Genomic DNA, 17,085 nt, shown 5'->3' on the forward strand with positions numbered 1-17,085 from the left:
TGCCGGTTTCCCGTCACATCGACGGCGAAGCCGGATGAAGTCGAATAGTCAAAGAGACCGGTCCGCCCAAGGCAGTCGGTGGCGTGTCGGTTTTTGGGAGCAACGCAGCCGGAAATCGCCCGCTCGGTATTCGTGAGGGAACCTGATGGCGACGTCAATCAGTGGGAGCGGGGGTCCGAGGGCCCGGTGTCGCCCATACCTCTGCGGTCGTGGTCCGTCCACTTGCTGGTGTCTCGTGGCACAGCGTAGGGCTCCTCCAAGGGTGGATGCCCACCAATGGCAGCCCTCTCCCTTGCCAGCTCCGCGTCGAACTCGAGACCGAGCAGGATGGCCAGGTTTGTGATCCACAGCCAGACCAGGAAGATGATCACGCCGGCCAACGCGCCGTAGGTCTTGTTGTACGACCCGAAGTTGGCCACGTAGAAGGCGAAGGCTGCTGACGCGGCCATCCAGATCACGAGAGCCAACAGGCTGCCCAGCGAGACGAATTTGAAGCCTCGGCCCTTCGCATTGGGCGCTGCCCAGTACAGGAGCGCGAGCAGAATGGTCACCAGCACCACCAGGACGGGCCATTTCGCGATCGACCATACGGTCATGGCCGTGTCGCCGAGTCCCAGCGCCGTACCCAGTCGACGTGCGAGGTTACCCGAAAGGACGACGATCAACGCACTGACGCAGGCCAGCACCATGAGTGCCAAGGTCAGGCCGACCCGGACCGGAAGCACCTTCCAGGCCGGCCGGCCTTCGGGGACGTCGTAGACGGCGTTGGCGGTCCGGATGAACGCTGCCACGTAGCCGGAGGCGGACCACAGAGCGGCCAGAAGGCCTACGATCGCGATGACCCATCCGGTCCCGCTGCTGGACTGCAACTGCGTCACCGCGTTCTTGAGAACATCACGCGCAGCTCCGGGAGCAAGCTTCTGGATGTTGTCCAGAACGGTTTGGGTTGCCGACTCCCCCGCGATGCCGAGCAGGGAGACAAGAACCAGCAGAGCCGGGAACAAGGCCAGGATGCCGTAATAGGTCAGTGCCGCTGCTCGATCTGTGAGCTCGTCCTGTTTGAACTCTTCGAGTGTGCGACGAAGCACTGCCTTCCACGACGGCCTGCCGAATTTCTTCGGAGAGTCGGGAGCCGCGTGCTCCACTTCCGGACCCGGTCCGGCGCCTGAGCGGCCGCCGACCGACCTGGTGCCATCCTGGCCGTTCTGTTCGTTCCGCATGTGGACCAGGCAATCGCAGGTGTTTCTAGGGCGCGACCGCATAGCCGTTCCGAGAGCCCATGGGGGTGAGCGTGCACTCTCTGGACCCAGCCGGGTCCGGGCGCCTACGACGGAACGCAGCTTGGCATGAGGGAGGCCGAGGCATGAGGCCCCGAGTTCGGGGTCGGATGGTCCATATCGCCCGGCCGCCTGCGGCCTGTTTCTCGTGGCCCATGGTGTAGTGCTTCCACCCTGAGATGCCGCGTCAGCGCCATCAGGCCGAGCTTGAGGCAGGGCCAGGGGTGCCCGACGGCGCTGGGTTCAACTGCGTACAAGCGAGTCGTCCTGAGGACGTGCGCCGGGCAGCTGGTGTCGGGCAGCGATCAGAGCGGCGTCAATGTCCCTGGTACCGGTGGACAGGCAGAGGGTGTAGGAAATGTCGTCCATCCGCTGCCGTACCTCTGCGTCGCCATTGTGCGCCCGAGACCGCCTTGGCCGAGTGGGGGCGGAGCCTCGCAGCGGACGTTCCCACCGGACCGTGGCGGCCGGCGATGGGCAACAGCGACACCCACCTGGAAGGGCAGATCGGCATCCCTCACACCGTGGTCTTCGCCGAGGAACTGACCACCGAGGCGATCCTGTCCGGAATCCGTGGCGGCCGCAGTTGGGTCGCGGAGTCGGCGGACGTGGATGTGACGTTCACTGCCCATGCCGATGGCCGCGTTGCCAGGGTGGGGGAACAACTCACAACTCTTGGCGGACGGGTTCAAGTTCGGGCAGCAGTACGAGGCGTGCCGGTGGGGTCTGTCAGCTTTCACACCGGAGGAGAGGGCTACCGGGCGTCTCTCCTTGGCGACGGAGCAGATGTGGTGCAGTGGGACACGACGGCGGAGGAGTCAATGTTCGTCCGCATCGAGGTCCGCCATCCCAACGGAGACGTCGCCGCCCTCACCAATCCAATCATCCTCGTCTGACGCTTCGTTTCACCGCACGGTGCGCAGGCGACGGAGGCAGATGAGGCTGCAGGCGAGTTCGAGCAGACGTGGCCTGCCGGCCGATGGCCGTGCCTTCCGGACGGCCCGGGCGCGCACCGTGGTGACCGCGGCGTGGCGGCCGCCTCGCGTCCGTACGAGGCCGCCGCGCTCACCGCCTGACAGGCCGGGGCCCTCAACGGGTGGGGGCACACGGGACATCCCCCACTCCGTCCGGTGCACCGGACCCGGCATGCCTGGACTTCCGGGGTCTCGGGCCGGCCGACGCCGCCGGTGCCGGAAGGCTTGTCGGCGGCGGGCCGGGTGGCGCCGCGAGGTCAGGTCGTGGAACCCCGCTGGGGGCGGGTTCCGTCGATGGCTACCCGCTGGCCGTAGCGGCCGTGGGGGAAGTAGTCCCAGACCGCGTGGTGCTGTACGCAGCGGTTGTCCCAGAACACCAGGGTGCGCGGCTGCCAACGGATGCGGCACTGGAGCAGGGGTGTGCGGGCTATGTGGGCGTAGAGCATCTGGAGGAGCGCGTCGCTCTCGGGCCTCGCCAGTTGGGTGATGTGCGAGGTGTAGGGGCCGTTGACGAAGAGCAGCTTGCGCCCGGTCTCCGGATGCAGGACGACCACGGGGTGCTCGGTGCGGGGGATGTCGTAGTCCGCCGGTGGGGTCTGTCCGGCGGTGGCCCAGGGCAGGGCGCCGTCGTGCAGTGCGCTGAGCCCGTCCAGGAAGGACCTCATGGCCGGGGAGAGGAGTTCGTAGGCCAGGTGCATGTTGGCGAACAGGGTGTCTCCGCCGCTCCCTCCTTCGGGGATCTCCGTGATGTACAGCATGGAGCCGAGCGAGGGGTCGGCGTCGGCGGTGCCGTCGGCGTGCCAGCCGTTGCCCGCGATGGCCCGGGACTCCTTCGTGGCCCTGATCTCCAGGATGTGCGGGTCGGAGCCGTCGGCCGCGAGCGCCACGGGGTGCAGCTCACCGAAGCGGGCTGCGAACCGCTTGTGCTGTTCGGGGGTGATGTCCTGGTCGCGGAAGACCAGCACGTGGTGGGCGAGGAACGCGTGTACGAGTTCCCCTTCCTGCTGGGGCGTCAGATCCTGTGACAGGTCGAGTCCCGTCACCTCGGCGCCCAGCACCGGAGTGACGGGCGTGACGGAGATCGTCTCGTACGGTTCGGCCGGACGGGTCGTCAGGCGTTCGACCGCCTGGAGTGCGTACTCCTCCATGGAAAGGACCTCTTCTGCTCGTGGGTGATGTCACTCGTGCGTGCTGTGTCGGGTGAGTCGGTGGTGGCGGTCAGCGCGGGGTCTGGAGTCCCGCGTCGGCGTCGGTCCTGTGCCCGTGTCCGGCCTCTCCGCGTGGTGCCACGTCGTGCAGGATGGCGGCGGCTATGGACTCCACGTGGGGTGCGGCGACGAGCGTGTAGTGGTCCGCGTCGATTCTGTGGGCGCGTACAGGGGACGGGAGATGGGCCTCCCACTCCTCGGTCGGCACCGGCTCCGGCGCGAGGGACGGTACGTCCGGGACGGTACGTTCCGCGATCCACAGGGAGCTCGGGGTGAGGCTCAGGCGTGGCAGCCGGTGGTCGGCCATGGCGGACAGGTTGGCACGGCAGCACCGGGCGAGGTGTTCGGCGTATTCACGTCCGCTGTCGCTCAGCCCACCTGCGCGGTCGCCGCCCAGTTCGCGGGCGAAGACGGCGTCCACCTGCCGGTCGTCGTAGGCCGCCACCGCCGCGCCCGCGCCGGGCGGGGGCGGGTCAAGCAGGTACAGGCCGGCCGCGGGCCGGTCGTGCTTCTCCGCAAGAGCGGCCATCGACAGGGCGACCCAGGCACCGAAGGACCAACCCGCCAGGAACAGCCGGCCGCCGGATCCGGCGTTTTCGGCCCGGACCGCCTCCAGGTAGCGTGCGGCACGGTCGACGATGGGCTCGGCGGGCCGGCCCGGTCCGGCGCGCAGTGCGGGGTCCGCGATCAGGCATACGGTGAGCCGGTCGCCCAGCGCCGACACGAGAGGGCGGTAGGCCTGGATGTCGCCGCCGACCGGATGGACGAGACAGAGCACGTCCGAACCGTCGACGCCCCGCTGCCACACCTCGACCTGCACCGGAGGATCCGAGGTGGTGGAACGTGCGTCGTGTGCGGCGGCGTCGTCGATGAGGCCGGAGATCTCCGCCACGCTGACCCGGTGGCTGAAACGGGAGAGGTCGAGGTCCACGCCGAAGCGCTCCATTATCCGGTCCACGAGTTCCAGCAGCATCAGGGAGTCCGCGCCCAGGTCGTACAGCGACACGTCGGTCTCCAACTCGTCCACCCCGAGCAGCGGGGCCACGGTGTCGGCGAGTTGCGCGAGGCGGTCGTGGCCGGGCGGCGGACTCGGCGTCGGCCGTGCCTCTTCGGCGGAAGGGCGCGTCGTCTCCACGGAGGCGGTCGACGGGCGTTCGTAGAAGCCCCGGGCCTGGGCGAGATCGGTGGTGTTGACCATGAGGTACGGGAGTTGCAGTCGCATGGCCTGTTCGAACACGGCGGCGCCTTCGTCGGATGTCAGGCCGGTCAGCAGGTGCCTCTGGTGTTGTTCGTCGTGGCCGAGCGCGCTCAGCGCCATACCGGCCTCGCGCCAGACGTCCCAGCCGATGCCCATGCGGACCGTACGGCTCGTGCCGTTGTCGGCCTGGTACTGGGCGAACGCGTCAAGGCAGCCGTTGGCCGCGGCGTAGTCGAACTGTCCGACGCCGCCGAACAAGGAGGCCATGGACGAGCAGTAGACGGCGTGGCCCGGGTCGTACGACGCGATGAGCCGCTCCATGAGCAGGGCGCCACGGAGTTTGACGTCCGTCCCCCGGCGGGCGGTTTCCGCGTCGCGCAGCGCGAGTAGCCCGCCGGCGGGCGTTCCGGCCGCGTGCACGAGGCCGGCCAGGCCTCCGTCCAGGTGGGGCGCCAGACGATCCGCGATATCGCCCGGCTCCTCCATGGCGAGGTCCGCCCGCACCAGGGTGACCCGGTCCCGCCACGGTTCCAGGGCCGGCGGGAGCAGGGCGTGGCGGGACAGCAGGACGACGCGGCTCTCCGGATGCCGCAGGATACGGGCGGCTACGACGGCACCGATGCCACCGGTGCCGCCGAGGACCAGGTGCGTGCCGGTGCTCCCTGCCCACGTCTCACGGCTGCGGTCCGTGTCGCTCCCGGACGTGGCCGGGGCTGCTACGGGATGGATGGCGCGGTGCCACCAGAAGGAGTCGCGCAGGGCGACGGCGGACATATCCGCCGGGACGTCGAGGAGGAGGTCGGGCAGGAACGCCGACCACGGGGTGGGATCGGGGCCGGGCAGGTCGATCCAGTTCAGTTCCGTGCCCAGCTCCTGTCTCGGCACCTGTGTCGCCGCCGCCAGCAGACCTGCCTCAGGTCGCCGGACCGGACCGGTGACCGGCTGGGCGCCGCAGGACAGCAACCACACGCGCGGCCGGTCCCGGCCGTGTGCCCGCACGACGTCAGCGACGGCCCGGGACAGCGCGGCGACGGTGTCGAGGCAGGCCCACCGGGCGGTGTCGAGCGACGGCTCGCCGATGTCGCCGTCGATGGCGAGGGGCAGCGCGTGCAGCCAGTCGACTGCGGTGCCCGCCGGGCCCGGCGCGCCGGCCTCGAGCAGTACGGCGGCGAGGTGCCCGGTGTCGGAGGGGTCCGCCTCGAAGCGGTCGTCGTCGATCCGGACGAGGTCCTTGCCGGGCAGCAGCCACACCACCCGTGTGTATCGCCGCTCCAGCTCCGCCCACGCGGTCGGGTCGGTCCGCTCGTCGGCGACGATCACGGCGGTCCGCGCCAGGACCGACCCGCCGGTCAGCGCCCTGCGGAGCCGCGTCCACTGCGGTTGGTGCGTCCACCGGCCGATCGGGAGCCGCTGCGGGTCCGGGGTCCGGCCCGGCACCGGCACCGGTGTCGGTGTCGGTGTCGGTGTCGGTGTCGGCGGAGGGGTGTCCGCCGGTGTCCGTGCCGTAGGCCTCGCGCGCGGGAAGTCGTAGTCCGCCAGGTCGAACGCGGGCGGCGGGAAGTCCCAGGGCGCGGGGGCCGGGCCGGGCGTCCAGGCGACGGTGTGGCCGTCGGTCCACGCCGTGGCCGGCTCCAGCGCGTCGATGCCTCCTGCCAGGACACCGCTCGGTGGCACCGGGTCGGCCGGCGGTACGAGTGCGCGCAGCCACGCGACGGCGGATTCGGCGTCCTCGCAGGTGGCGGCGGCCCGGTACGCCCGTACGGGACGGCCCGCCTGGAGGTGGCGCAGCACCTGTGCGTAGTCGCGCGGGCCGGCGCTGAGGTGGTCGGCGATCCGGCGGGCGTCCGCGATCAGGGCGGCGGGCGAGTTGGCGGACAGTACGAGGCAGGGCAGTGGCGGCTGGGCAGGTCGGTCGCGCGGCTGCGGTGTCGTGTCCGTGGCGGGCGGACTCTCCACCAGCAGGTGGGCGTTGGTACCGCCGATGCCGAAGCTGCTCACGCCCGCGACGCGCGGCGCCGCGTGGGGCCAGGGCTGTGCGGTCACCGGTATCCGGAACGGACCCGCGTCGACGGCCGGGTTGAGGCGGTCGAAGTCGGCGGTCGGGGGGATGGTGCCGTGGTGTACGGCGAGCACCGCCCTCACCAGCCCCACCACACCGGCGGCCGCGCCCAGGTGCCCGATCTGGCTCTTGACGGAGGACAGGGCGAGGCCCGCGTCGTCGGCCAGTCCGTATCCGGCACGCAGGGCGGCGGCTTCTACCGGGTCGCCCAGCCGGGTTCCGGTTCCGTGGGCCTCCACGTAGCCGACTTCGGCGGCGGTACGGCCGCTGCGGCGCAGGGCGGTACTCACCGCAGCCCGCTGTCCGGCCAGCGAGGGTGCGCTGTAGCTCATCTTGTCCGCACCGTCGTTGTTGACGGCGGAGCCCGTGATCACGGCGTAGACGGTGTCGCCGTCGCGGCGCGCGGCGGCGAGCGGCTTGAGTACGACGACGCCCACACCGCTGGCGCCCACGGTACCGGCGGCGTCCGCGCTGAAGGGCCGGCAGTGGCCGTCCGGGGAGAAGATGTGGTTCGGCCGGTGGACGTACCCGTCCGTCAGCTCGAGGTCCACGAGGACGCCGCCGACGAGCATCACGTCGGCGTCGTCCTGCCGCAGCAGCCCGGCGGCGAGGTGGACGCCGACGAGCGAGCTGGAGCAGGCGGATTGGACGGTGAACGCAGGCCCCCGCAGGCCGAGGTGGTACGCGGCCCGGGTCGACAGGAAGTCCTTCTCGTGGTGCAGGGCGAGCCGGAAGGAGTCGGGCAGTTCCGCGGGATCGGCCTCCCGCAGCAGGCTCTGGAAGTAGGTGTTCTCACCGCACGCGGCGACGAGGCCGACGCGCCCGTCTCCGGCGTCCGCGACGCCGGCGTGGGCGAGCGCCTGCACGCAGGCCATCAGCAGGTGTCGCTGCTGCGGGTCCATGAGCCGGGCCTCGTGCGGGCTGATGCCGAAGTGGCCGGGGTCGAAGGCGAGGAGCCCGTCCATCTGGCTGCGGGCGCCGACCAGCCCGTCGGCGGCGGGGAAGTCCTCGATCCCGCGTCCGCCTGAGGTGACCAGGTCCCAGAAGGCGGCCAGGTCGGCGGCGCCGGGCAGGCGGACGGCCATGCCGATGACGGCGACTGGTTCGTCGCCCTCGGCTGGACGTGTGCGACCGGTGTCCGGGGCGGCCCTGGGGAGGTCCGGGCCGGAGGTGGAGGGTGCGGAGGCTCCGGGGGGTGTTTCGCCGTCTGCCGCCCGCGAACCTCGCTCCTCGATGAGGCGCGCCAGGGAGTGGATCGTCACGTGCTCGAACAGCTCCGGCACGCCGAAGTGCAGATCGCCCTCGCCCGCACAGCGCAGTTGGAAGCGCATGAGGTCCAGGCTGGTGGCTCCCGCGTCGAAGAACCGCTGCCGCGCGCCGGGGTTCCGGCCGGTCACTGTCCGGAACAGGTCGGTGAGCCGTCGTTCCAGTGCGGAGAGCGCCGGGGCGGGCCCGCCGCCGGGGTGCAGGTCGTGTCCGGCGGCGGACAGGGCAGCCTGGCGGTCCACTTTTCCGCTGGGCGTGCGCGGCAGCCGCGTCAGGCGCCGGAAGCGGCTGATGCGGACGTGGGAGGGGAGCATCGCGCTCAGGTGGCGGTCGAGCGCGTCGACGTCGGGGTCCTGGTCGGCCTGGAGGCTGGCCACGAGGGAACCGTGCGTCTCTGTGACGACCGCGTTGGTCACCCCGGGGTACTGGAGCAACGCGGCTTCGACGGCGCCCAGTTCCAGCCGGTGTCCACTGATCTTGACCTGGGTGTCGATCCGTCCCGCGTAGTGCAGCAGGCCCTGACGGTCGAAGCGGGCGAGGTCGCCGCTGCGGTAGAAGGTACCGGCTTCGGGGTCGTCCAGGAAGCGGGTGCGGTTCAGTTCGGTGTCGCCCAGGTAGCAGCGCCCGGCCATGAGGCCGCCGAGCCAGAGGTGGCCGGTCGCTCCGGGCGGAACGGCGTGGCCGTCCTTGTCCACCACCCGGAGCAGGGCACCCGAGACGGGTCGTCCGATCGCCGGCCGCAGTGGCCATCGGGCGGGGTCGCCCTCCAGACGGAGGCCGCTGACCACGTGTGTCTCGGTGGGGCCGTAGTGGTTGAAGAGGCGCGCGGAGGGCATTCCGGCGAACCATCCCCGGATCGCGTCCGTGCACACCAACTGCTCGCCCGCGGTGATGACGTCGCGTAGCCGGGAAGGATGGCGGCCGGTCCGCACTCCGTGTTCCGCGAGCAGTTGCAGGGCGACGTAGGGGAGGAAGAGGCGCTCCACGCCCGTGCTCTCCAACCGGTCCAGGAGGGCGGGCATGTCCTGCCGCCAGGCGGGGTCGACCAGGCGGAGGAGGCCCCCGGAGCACAGGGTGGTGAAGATCTCCTGGAAGGAGACGTCGAAGGACAGCATGGAGAACTGCTGAGTGACGGCGGGAGCGGTCAGTCCGCCGTGGTCGCGCTGCCAGGTCAGCAGGTTGCACAGCGTACGGTCGGGCACCTGCACACCCTTGGGTGTTCCGGTCGAGCCCGAGGTGAACAGCGTGTACAGGGGGCGCAGCGCCCGGTGCCCTGGCCAGGGTTCCGCGGCCGGGGGGTCCGCCGGACACACGAGAGGGTGGCGGGGCAGGCCCGCAGGTGCGATGGCGTCGAGCGCGTCGGCACGTTCCGGTGTCACCAGGACGCATACCGGGGCGGCCTGGGCGAGCACCTGGCGCAGCAGGGACGGCGGGTACGACGGGTCGAGGGGCACGGCGGTCAGGTTGAGCCGGGCGGCGGCGAGGAGCGACACCACGTGCTCGACCGAGGGCTCCAGATAGAGGGCGACGGCTGCCGGATCAGCCGGGTCGGCGGGCAGGTAGGGGCGCAGGTCCTCCGCCAGCACGGCTGCCCGTGCGTCGAGTTCGGCGTAGCTGAGGGTGGTGTATGCCGTCGCCACCGCCGGGGCGTCAGGGGTGCGGCGCGCCTGGCGCTCGAAGCCCTCGGCCACGGTGGTGAACTCCGGGGCGGATGCGGGGCCTCGGCCGTGCTCGGGGAGCGTGCGGCGGTACGGTGCCACCAGATCGCGCAGGGGGACGTCGGCGCCGTCGGCCATCCGGTCGACGGCCTGCGCGAGGAGGCGGGCGGCGGCCCGTACCTCCTCCTCGTCGACGTCCTCCCGGTACTCCCACAGGCAGTCGAGTCCGGAGGCGTGCTCGACGACCGAGAGGGTGATCCGGCACTTGGCTCCGAGCGGGGCCGGCCAGAGCGGGCCGACGGTGCAGCCGGGGAGCCGCAGGGCCGAGAAGTCGGTGTTCTCCTGCACGAAGAGGTAGTCGAAGAGGTCGCCCCGGGCGCCTGTCCCCCGGTCCGCCACCACATCGGCGAGAAGCACCTCCTGTCCTCGCAGGACCTCTTCGGACGTCGCCGCGTGCCGGTCCAGCAGGACGGCCAGTGAGGCGTCCGGCTCCATGTCCAGAGGCAGCAGCACGGTGTTCGCCAGCATGCCGACCGTGTCCGCGAACTCGGGCCGGGGCCGGTTCGCCACCGGCGCGGCCACGAGTGGCCGGGTCTGGCCGGTCACGCCGTAGAGGCTCCAGACGTACGCGGACAGCAGCAGTTGGAAGCGGGTCCGGCCGTGCTCGGCGGCAAGCCGGTCGAGCGCACCGCGCCGGACCGTGTCGAGGGTGGTACGCAGCAGGCGGGCCGAGGGCCTGGCGGGTGCACACGACGCCGTAGCGGCGGGCGCGGTCTCGGCGCCCTGCTCGTAGTACGCGTGCAGGCGGGTGCGCTGTTCGTCGTAGGCGGGGCTCGCGCGCCAGGCCCGCTGCCAGTGGGCGAAGTGTGCGACGGTCGTGGCCGGGCCTGGGGCGGCCGGGGATTCCGCGCCCTCGTACGCCGCTCCGTACGCCTCGGTGAGGTCGCCGAGGATGATGCCGAGCGAACAGCCGTCCACAGCGATGTGGTGCAGGTGCAGCAGGAGGGCTCCCCCGTCGACGGTGCCGCGAGCCGGGCCGTCGCCGCGCTCCTGGCCGTCCGTGTCCGGCTCGGCGTACGGCAGCCAGGTGGCCCGGCACATGTACGGGGAGCGCAGGTCGAAGCGGTGGGCGAAGAAGCGGGAGGCCGAGTCCTGCCACGGCTCGTCGGCGTCGGCCTCGCACGGCTGCCACGGGTCGTAGGGGGCGTCCACCTCCTGCAGCAGTCCCTGCGCGGTGGGGACCAGACGGGTGCGCAGGGACGTGTGGCGTTCCACCACCGTCCGCAGCGCCCGCCGGAGCGCGGGGAGGCGTACGGTCCCGCGCACCTCGAAGGCGAGCGGGACGTCGTACGCCGCGTCCTCGGGGTCACGTTCGTGATGGAGCCACAGGCGCTCCTGCTCGCTGGTGGCGGGCGAGGTGGGGCCGGGGACGGTGAGGGGTACGGGCGGGTGGATGTCACCGGCGGCGTCCGGGGCGTGCACGGCGTCCGCGATGGCGGCGAAGTCGGCCCGCAGCACGAGGTCCTGGGGAAGGTCCACACCGAACCGGCGCTGGATGTCGAACCGCAGGCGCAGCGCCTTGAGCGAGTCGCCGCCGCTCGCTGTCAGCCGGTCGGCCGGACGCAGCCCCTCGATCCCGAGCACTTCGGCGGCGAGGTCGAGGATCTCCCGCTGGGCGGCGGTGGCCACCTGGGCGCCATGGTGTTCGCCGCGCCAGGGCGCCTGTGCGTCAGCGGTGTCGAGCAGGGCGGGCTCGTCCGCCTTCCCGTTGGCGCTGAGTGGGATCCGCTCGACCCGGTGCGTGCGGTGGGGACGCATGTACGCCGGGAGGGTGTCGGCGAGATGCCGTTCGTAGGTCTCGTAGGAGAGGTCGCCTTCCAGCACGAGGAACGCGAGCAGTTCGTGCTGCTCGGCGTCCTCGCGCCGGGTGCACACGTGCGCCTGGCGCACCGAGGGGTGGGCCAGCAGGTGCCGTTCCACCTCCCCCGGCTCGATGCGGAAGCCACGCACCTTGACCTGCCGGTCGGCGCGGCCGAGGTGGGTGAGGCGGCCCTCGTCGTCCGCCCGTACGAGGTCACCGGTTCGGTACCAGCGTACCTCACCGCCGTCCGCTCGTGGCAGGAGTACGAAGCACCGCTCGGTCTCCTCGGGAAGATTGCGGTAGCCGAGAGCCAACGCATCCCCTGCGAGCAGGAGTTCGGCCGTCTCACCGGGTTCGGCGATGCGCCCGTCCGGGGTGCGCAGGAGGAGTCCGGTGCCGGGCAGGGCGGTGCCTATGGGGACGGCGTCACCGGTGAACCCTCGGGCGACGGGATGGCACAGGGCGAACGTGGTGGCCTCGGTGGGCCCGTACGCGTTGAACAGGACCGTGCCGCTGTCCGGGTTGTTCTCGTACCAGCGCCGTACGACGTGGGCGTTGAGCTGCTCGCCGCCGATCAGTACCCGGCCGACGGTGGCGAAGCAGTCGGGCACCGCCGCCACGACGGCGTTGAACAGGGACACGGTGATGAACATCGTGTCGATGCGCAGGTCGCGGAGGGCCGTGGCGAACAGCGGGGGGCTCTGCACCACTTCGTCGTGGAGCACCACACAGACGCCGCCGGTCAGGAGCGGGGTCCAGACCTCGAAGCTCAGTGCGTCGAAGGCGGGGTTGGACAGGCAGCCGAAGCGGCCGCCCCCACCCTCCGTCACGTACTGCGCTCCGGCCAGCCTGAGTACGCCCGCGTCGGTGACCTCGACGCCCTTGGGCAGGCCCGTGGTCCCCGACGTGTAGAAGACGAAGGCGGCTTCGGAAGCGGTGCCATGCCGCGGCTCGTCGGGCGGGAACGCGTCGGCGGGCTCGTCCTCTCCTGCCATCAGCCGGTCCGCGTCGAACGCCGGGAGCGAGGCGGGCAGGTCGATTCCGTCCGCCGCGCGGTGGACGGCCGCCACGGCCCCGGAGTCGTCGAGTATGTGCCGGCGGCGCCGGTCGGGGCTGAGACGGTCGAGCGGTACGACGGTCGCCCCGGCTCGGCGGATGCCGAGCATGACGCAGACGAGCTGCCAGGACCGGGGAAGGCAGACGGCGACCGCCTGCCCCGGACGTACACCGGCGGCGCGCAGGGCTGACGCCACCCGGCCGCTGAGGCGGTCGAGTCCGGCGTGGTCGATGACGACCGCTCCGTCCTCGACGGCCGGTGCGCCGGGAGTGCGCCGGATCCGGGCGAGCACGGCCTCGGCCAGGGTCGGATTCGTCGGCGGGAGCGAGGGGAGAGCCGGGGCGCCGGCCGACGGGAGGAGGTGGTCGTGCATCACGCCTCCTGGGCCGGGAGGGCGTCGCCGGTGACCGACAGGGCTGTGTGGTGCGCGAGTTCGGCGGCGATGATGTCCGCCACCTGTGGTACCTCGGCGCTTTCCAGTATCTCCCAGTGGTCGCAGTCCATGGTCTCGACCCGGAGCCCGGCACAGCGGCGCCGCCAGAATTCGCGCACTTCCGCGTGGAAGGGGGTGTCCTCCCGCCCGGGCACCGCCTGGGCGAGGACGACGCGTGCTCCGGAGGTGGCCGGGACGTGGTCCCGGGCGGTCATCCGGTTGTGGTTGTAGATCCGGAAGTACCGCTCCACCTGGGCGTCCTCGATACCGGGGTACATGCCGTTGAACCGCACCAGCTTGTCGCGGAACTCGGCCATGTCCACGGGTGCGATGGCTTCACGGGCGGCCGGATCGTCGGTGGCCTGGGTGTCGAGCAGGACGACGCTGACGTCGGTGCGGCCGCTGAGGGCGAGCCTGCGCCCCATCTCGTGGGCGACGAGCCCGCCGTAGGACAGGCCGGTCAGCACGAGCGGCCCCTGCCCCAGGGGTTCCAGGAGCCGTAGGTACGTCTCGGCCATCGCCTCGACGTTCGGCAGGTGGCTCTCTCCGGCGTTCAGCCCCGGGGACTGGATGCCGTGCAGGGCCACCGAGTCGGGCAGCAGTCCGGCCAGCGGCAGGTAGCAGAAGGCTGTGCCTCCGGCGGGGTGTACGCAGATCACGCGCGCGCCCGTGCCGGCCCGGAACTCGATGACGTTGCCCGTGGCGTCGGGGGTTCCCCCGTCGCGCAGCAACGCGCCGAGGGCCTCGATGGTCGGCCGGAGGATGATCTCGGCCACCGGTACGGTCCGGCCGAACGTTTCGGCGACACGGTGCGCCATCTTGATCGCGGACAGGGAGGTGCCGCCCATCTCGAAGAAGTCGTCGCCGATGCCTATGTCCGGGGCGAGCAGGATCTCTCCCCATATCCGGTACAGCCCGTGCTCTATGTGGTCGCGCGGGCTGGCCGCGTTGACCCCGCGGGACGTCTGGGAGCTGGCGAGCTCGAGCAGCGCCTCCCGGTCGAGTTTCCCGCTGCGGTTGAGCGGGAGGGTCGGCAGGTCCACGAAGGCGGCCGGGACCATGTAGTCGGGCAGCAGGCGGGCGAGTTCGGTGCGCCAGTCGTGGGTGGTGCGCTGTGCCGCCTCGCCCCGCCCGACGCAGGCGACGAGCCGGGGCTGTCCCTCCGCGTCCGGGTCGACCAGGACGACAGCCTCACGGACACCGGGCAGTGTGCCCAGTGCGGCCTCGATCTCGGCCGGCTCGATCCGGAAGCCGCGCAGCTTCACCTGGTCGTCGGCACGGCCGGCGTAGTGGGCTTGGCCGTCGGGGAGACGGCGGGCGAGGTCACCGGTGCGGTAGACGCGTTCGCCGGGCAGGAACGGGTCGGGCAGGAAGCGTTCCTCGGTGAGGTCGGGACGGTTGAGGTAGCCCCGGGCGAGGCAGTCACCGCCGAGGTAGACCTCGCCGACCACGCCGGGCGGGACCGGCCGTAGATCCCGGTCGAGCACGTACAGGCGGGTATTGCCGAGCGGACGCCCCACGGGGCACTGCCGCTCCAGCGGGCCGGGCTCGTAGTAGGCGGTGCTGTAGAGCGTCGCCTCGGTGGGTCCGTAGCCGAAGCAGATCCGCAGGCCGGGCAGGTGCCGGGTCAGGCGGTACAGGGCGGCCTCGGTGAGCGACTCGACGCCGGTGAGCAAGGTACGCAGCCGGAGTCCCGCCAGCCGCCGGGCGGGGTCCTCGTCGATCCACTTCACATAAGCGGGTGGCAGGAAGGCCTGGGTGATGCCGTGCTCGCCCATCCACGTCATGAGGGAAGCCGGATCGCCGCGCAGTTCCTCGGGGACGATGTGAAGCGTTCCACCGGTGATCAGTGGGAGCAGCAGTTCGTGGACCGAGGCGTCGAACCCGACGCTGGACCAGGCGGAGCCGGGCTCGCCGGGCCCGGACCCCATGCGGGACTGCCAGTTGGCGAACAGGTTGAGCACGCTGCGGTGCTCCACCGCGACGCCCTTGGGCCGTCCGGTGGATCCGGAGGTGAAGATCACGTAGGCGAGCTGGTCCGGGGTGTGGCCGATGCCGCCCGGCGCCCGCCCGTCGGTTCCCTCGGCCTCGACGGCCGCCAGGTCCAGCCACTGGCCGGGGCTTCCGTCCCCGACACGGTCGCTCAGCACCACCGGGCAGGCCGCGTCCTCGATCATGGCGGCGAGCCGGTCGTACGGCTGCCCGGGGTCGAGGGGAAGGTAGGCGGCACCGGCTTTGAGGATGCCGAGGATGCCGACGGCGAGTGCGGTGGTGCGGCTGACATGCAGGCCCACCACGTCGCCGGGGCCCACGGAGCGGGCGGTGAGAGCGTGGGCGAGGTGGCCTGCCCGACGGTCGAGGTCCACGTAGTCCAGGGTGCCGTCCCGGCCCACGACGGCGGTGTGGTGCGGCCGGGCGCGCACCTGATTCTCGAACAGCTCCACGAGCCCGGTGGCCGCCAGGACGGACTTCGGCGTCACCGAGCCCTCGGGGGCGTGGAGTGAGGGCTCCAGGACGCTGCCGGTGGCATCCCAGTCGCGCAGCAGGCGCAACTGCTCCTCGTCGTCCATCAACTCCAGAGCCCCGATGGTCCGCTCCGGCGCGCGAGCCATGTCCCGGAGCAGGTGTTCGAGGTGTCGGGCCCAACGCTGCGCCGTCGCCCGGTCGTAGAGCGAGGTCGCGTAGTCCAGGTGGCCGGTGACGCGGTCCCCTGCGTCCACCGCCACCAGCGACAGTTCGAAGCGCGCGGGAGCGTGGCCGATCGGCAGGGGCCGCACCCGTACCCCGGGCAGGTCGAGAAGGTCGTGCCGGTCCGGCTGCCAGGCGAACATCGTCTGGAAGAGGGGGGTGTGGGCGGCGCTGCGAGGCGGGTTGACCAGCTCCACCATGCGCTCGAAGGGCAGGTCCTGGTTCCTGAGCGCCTCGCGCACGACGGCGCGGGTGCGCGTCAGCGCCTCGGCCGCGGTGGGTGAGCCGGACAGGTCGACCCGCAGGGGCAGCGAGTTGACGAGGAAGCCGATCAGGTCCGCGGCGGCGGGCCCCCGGCGATTGGCGACCGGGCTGCCGACAACGATGTCGTCGCGTCCGGAGAGCCGGGAGAGCAGGATCGCCCATCCGGTCAGGACGGTCACGAAGAGCGTGGCACCGTGCCTGCGTGCCATGGCTCGTAGCGCGTCGGTGGTCGCCGCATCGACCGCGAACTCGATCCGGCCGCCCTCGTAGGCCTGCTCGGCGGGGCGCGTGCGGTCAGCGGGAAGCTCCAACACCGCGGGGGCACCGGCGAGAACGCCTTGCCAGTAGGACTCCTGGCCGGACAGACCACCGTCGGTGACGGCGTCGTGCTGAACCTGTGCGTGGTCGGCGTACTGGACGTCGAGCGGGGGCAGCGGGTCGGCGTCGCCGGACATTCGGGCCGCGTAGAGCCGGCCGAGTTCTCGCATCATGACGTTCATCGAATGTCCGTCGTACACAGTGTGATGGAACGTCAGCAGGAGGATGTGGCTCCCTGCTCCCAGAGTGACCAGATGGCCGCGGCCCAGCGGGCCGGCGGCCAGGTCGAAGGGGGTGCCTGCCTCCTCCGACCGGAGCTCTTCGAGACGCGCGTCGGGATCAGCACTGTCCGTGAGATCGACGAGAGCCAGGGAGAATCCGGCGCCGGGCGGATCGATGTGCTGCCACACCTCCCCGTCGCGCTCCACGAGGCGTGTTCGGAGAGTTTCATGACGCTCCGTCAGCACGTCGAGGCAGAGGGCCAGGGCGTCGCGGTCGAGCGGACCGTCGAGCCGGAAGGCGAGCGGTTCGTTGTACGCGGCGTTCCCGCTGGGGAGTTGGGCCAGGAACCAGAGCCGCTTCTGAGCGAACGAGGCCGGCCTGATCGCCGCTGGGGAACCGGGATCGCGTCGCCCGATCGGCTCCGGAGCCGCCGGCGAGGGGGGACTGACATGGCGTGAGGCGTGTGGCACCGGGGGCTGCCTTCCCGACTGTGTGCGTACGTGACGGTGGGACCGCGCGACCCCGCGCCCCGCTGGGTGGTGTGAGCTCGGGCCGCGAAGCCGCTGGTGCACAGGATCGGCCACATGCCGACCGTGTGCCGG

General features: G+C 71.6%; 6 protein-coding genes. 1 reads left to right on the top strand and 5 read right to left on the bottom strand.

Translation table 11 applies throughout. The features are described 5' to 3' along the window. Positions 1–158: 158 nt before the first annotated feature. Positions 159–1,220, bottom strand: coding sequence for a YihY/virulence factor BrkB family protein (locus LWJ43_RS00705; protein ID WP_277330295.1), 1,062 nt, complete (start codon positions 1,218–1,220; stop codon positions 159–161). A 300-nt stretch (positions 1,221–1,520) separates the two neighbouring features. Beyond that, positions 1,521–1,718 carry a DUF5133 domain-containing protein gene (locus LWJ43_RS00710; protein WP_277335772.1) on the bottom strand — a complete coding sequence of 66 codons (198 nt, stop codon included), beginning with the start codon at positions 1,716–1,718 and terminating at the stop codon, positions 1,521–1,523. A 32-nt stretch (positions 1,719–1,750) separates the two neighbouring features. Between LWJ43_RS00710 and LWJ43_RS00715 the strand changes: the two genes are divergently transcribed. Then, positions 1,751–2,173: a CehA/McbA family metallohydrolase domain-containing protein gene (locus tag LWJ43_RS00715; RefSeq protein ID WP_277330296.1), complete on the top strand. Its 423-nt coding sequence runs from the start codon at positions 1,751–1,753 to the stop codon at positions 2,171–2,173. Positions 2,174–2,508: 335 nt separating this feature from the next. Here LWJ43_RS00715 and LWJ43_RS00720 read toward each other — a convergent pair whose 3' ends face one another. The 3 genes from LWJ43_RS00720 to LWJ43_RS00730 form a co-directional block, all read right to left on the bottom strand. Next, positions 2,509–3,399, bottom strand: a complete 891-nt coding sequence (locus tag LWJ43_RS00720) for a TauD/TfdA dioxygenase family protein (protein WP_277330297.1) — start codon at positions 3,397–3,399, stop codon at positions 2,509–2,511. Positions 3,400–3,469: 70 nt separating this feature from the next. Continuing rightward, positions 3,470–12,931: a non-ribosomal peptide synthetase gene (locus LWJ43_RS00725; protein ID WP_277330298.1), complete on the bottom strand. Its 9,462-nt coding sequence runs from the start codon at positions 12,929–12,931 to the stop codon at positions 3,470–3,472. Beyond that, a complete protein-coding gene (locus LWJ43_RS00730) occupies positions 12,931–16,953 on the bottom strand; it encodes a non-ribosomal peptide synthetase (RefSeq protein WP_277330299.1) in 4,023 nt (1,340 codons plus the stop codon). The genes LWJ43_RS00725 and LWJ43_RS00730 overlap by 1 nt, the downstream gene beginning before the upstream one ends. Positions 16,954–17,085: the final 132 nt, after the last annotated feature.

Origin of the sequence: Streptomyces sp. JH34 (genome assembly GCF_029428875.1) — a bacterium.
Taxonomy (GTDB): domain Bacteria; phylum Actinomycetota; class Actinomycetes; order Streptomycetales; family Streptomycetaceae; genus Streptomyces.

What these genes read in the sequence shown, in the direction of transcription:
- LWJ43_RS00705 (WP_277330295.1), bottom strand. Translation starts at nt 1,220, where the DNA reads ATGCGGAACGAACAGAACGGCCAGGATGGCACCAGGTCGGTCGGCGGC.
- LWJ43_RS00715 (WP_277330296.1), top strand. Translation starts at nt 1,751, where the DNA reads ATGGGCAACAGCGACACCCACCTGGAAGGGCAGATCGGCATCCCTCAC.
- LWJ43_RS00720 (WP_277330297.1), bottom strand. Translation starts at nt 3,399, where the DNA reads ATGGAGGAGTACGCACTCCAGGCGGTCGAACGCCTGACGACCCGTCCG.
- LWJ43_RS00725 (WP_277330298.1), bottom strand. Translation starts at nt 12,931, where the DNA reads ATGCACGACCACCTCCTCCCGTCGGCCGGCGCCCCGGCTCTCCCCTCG.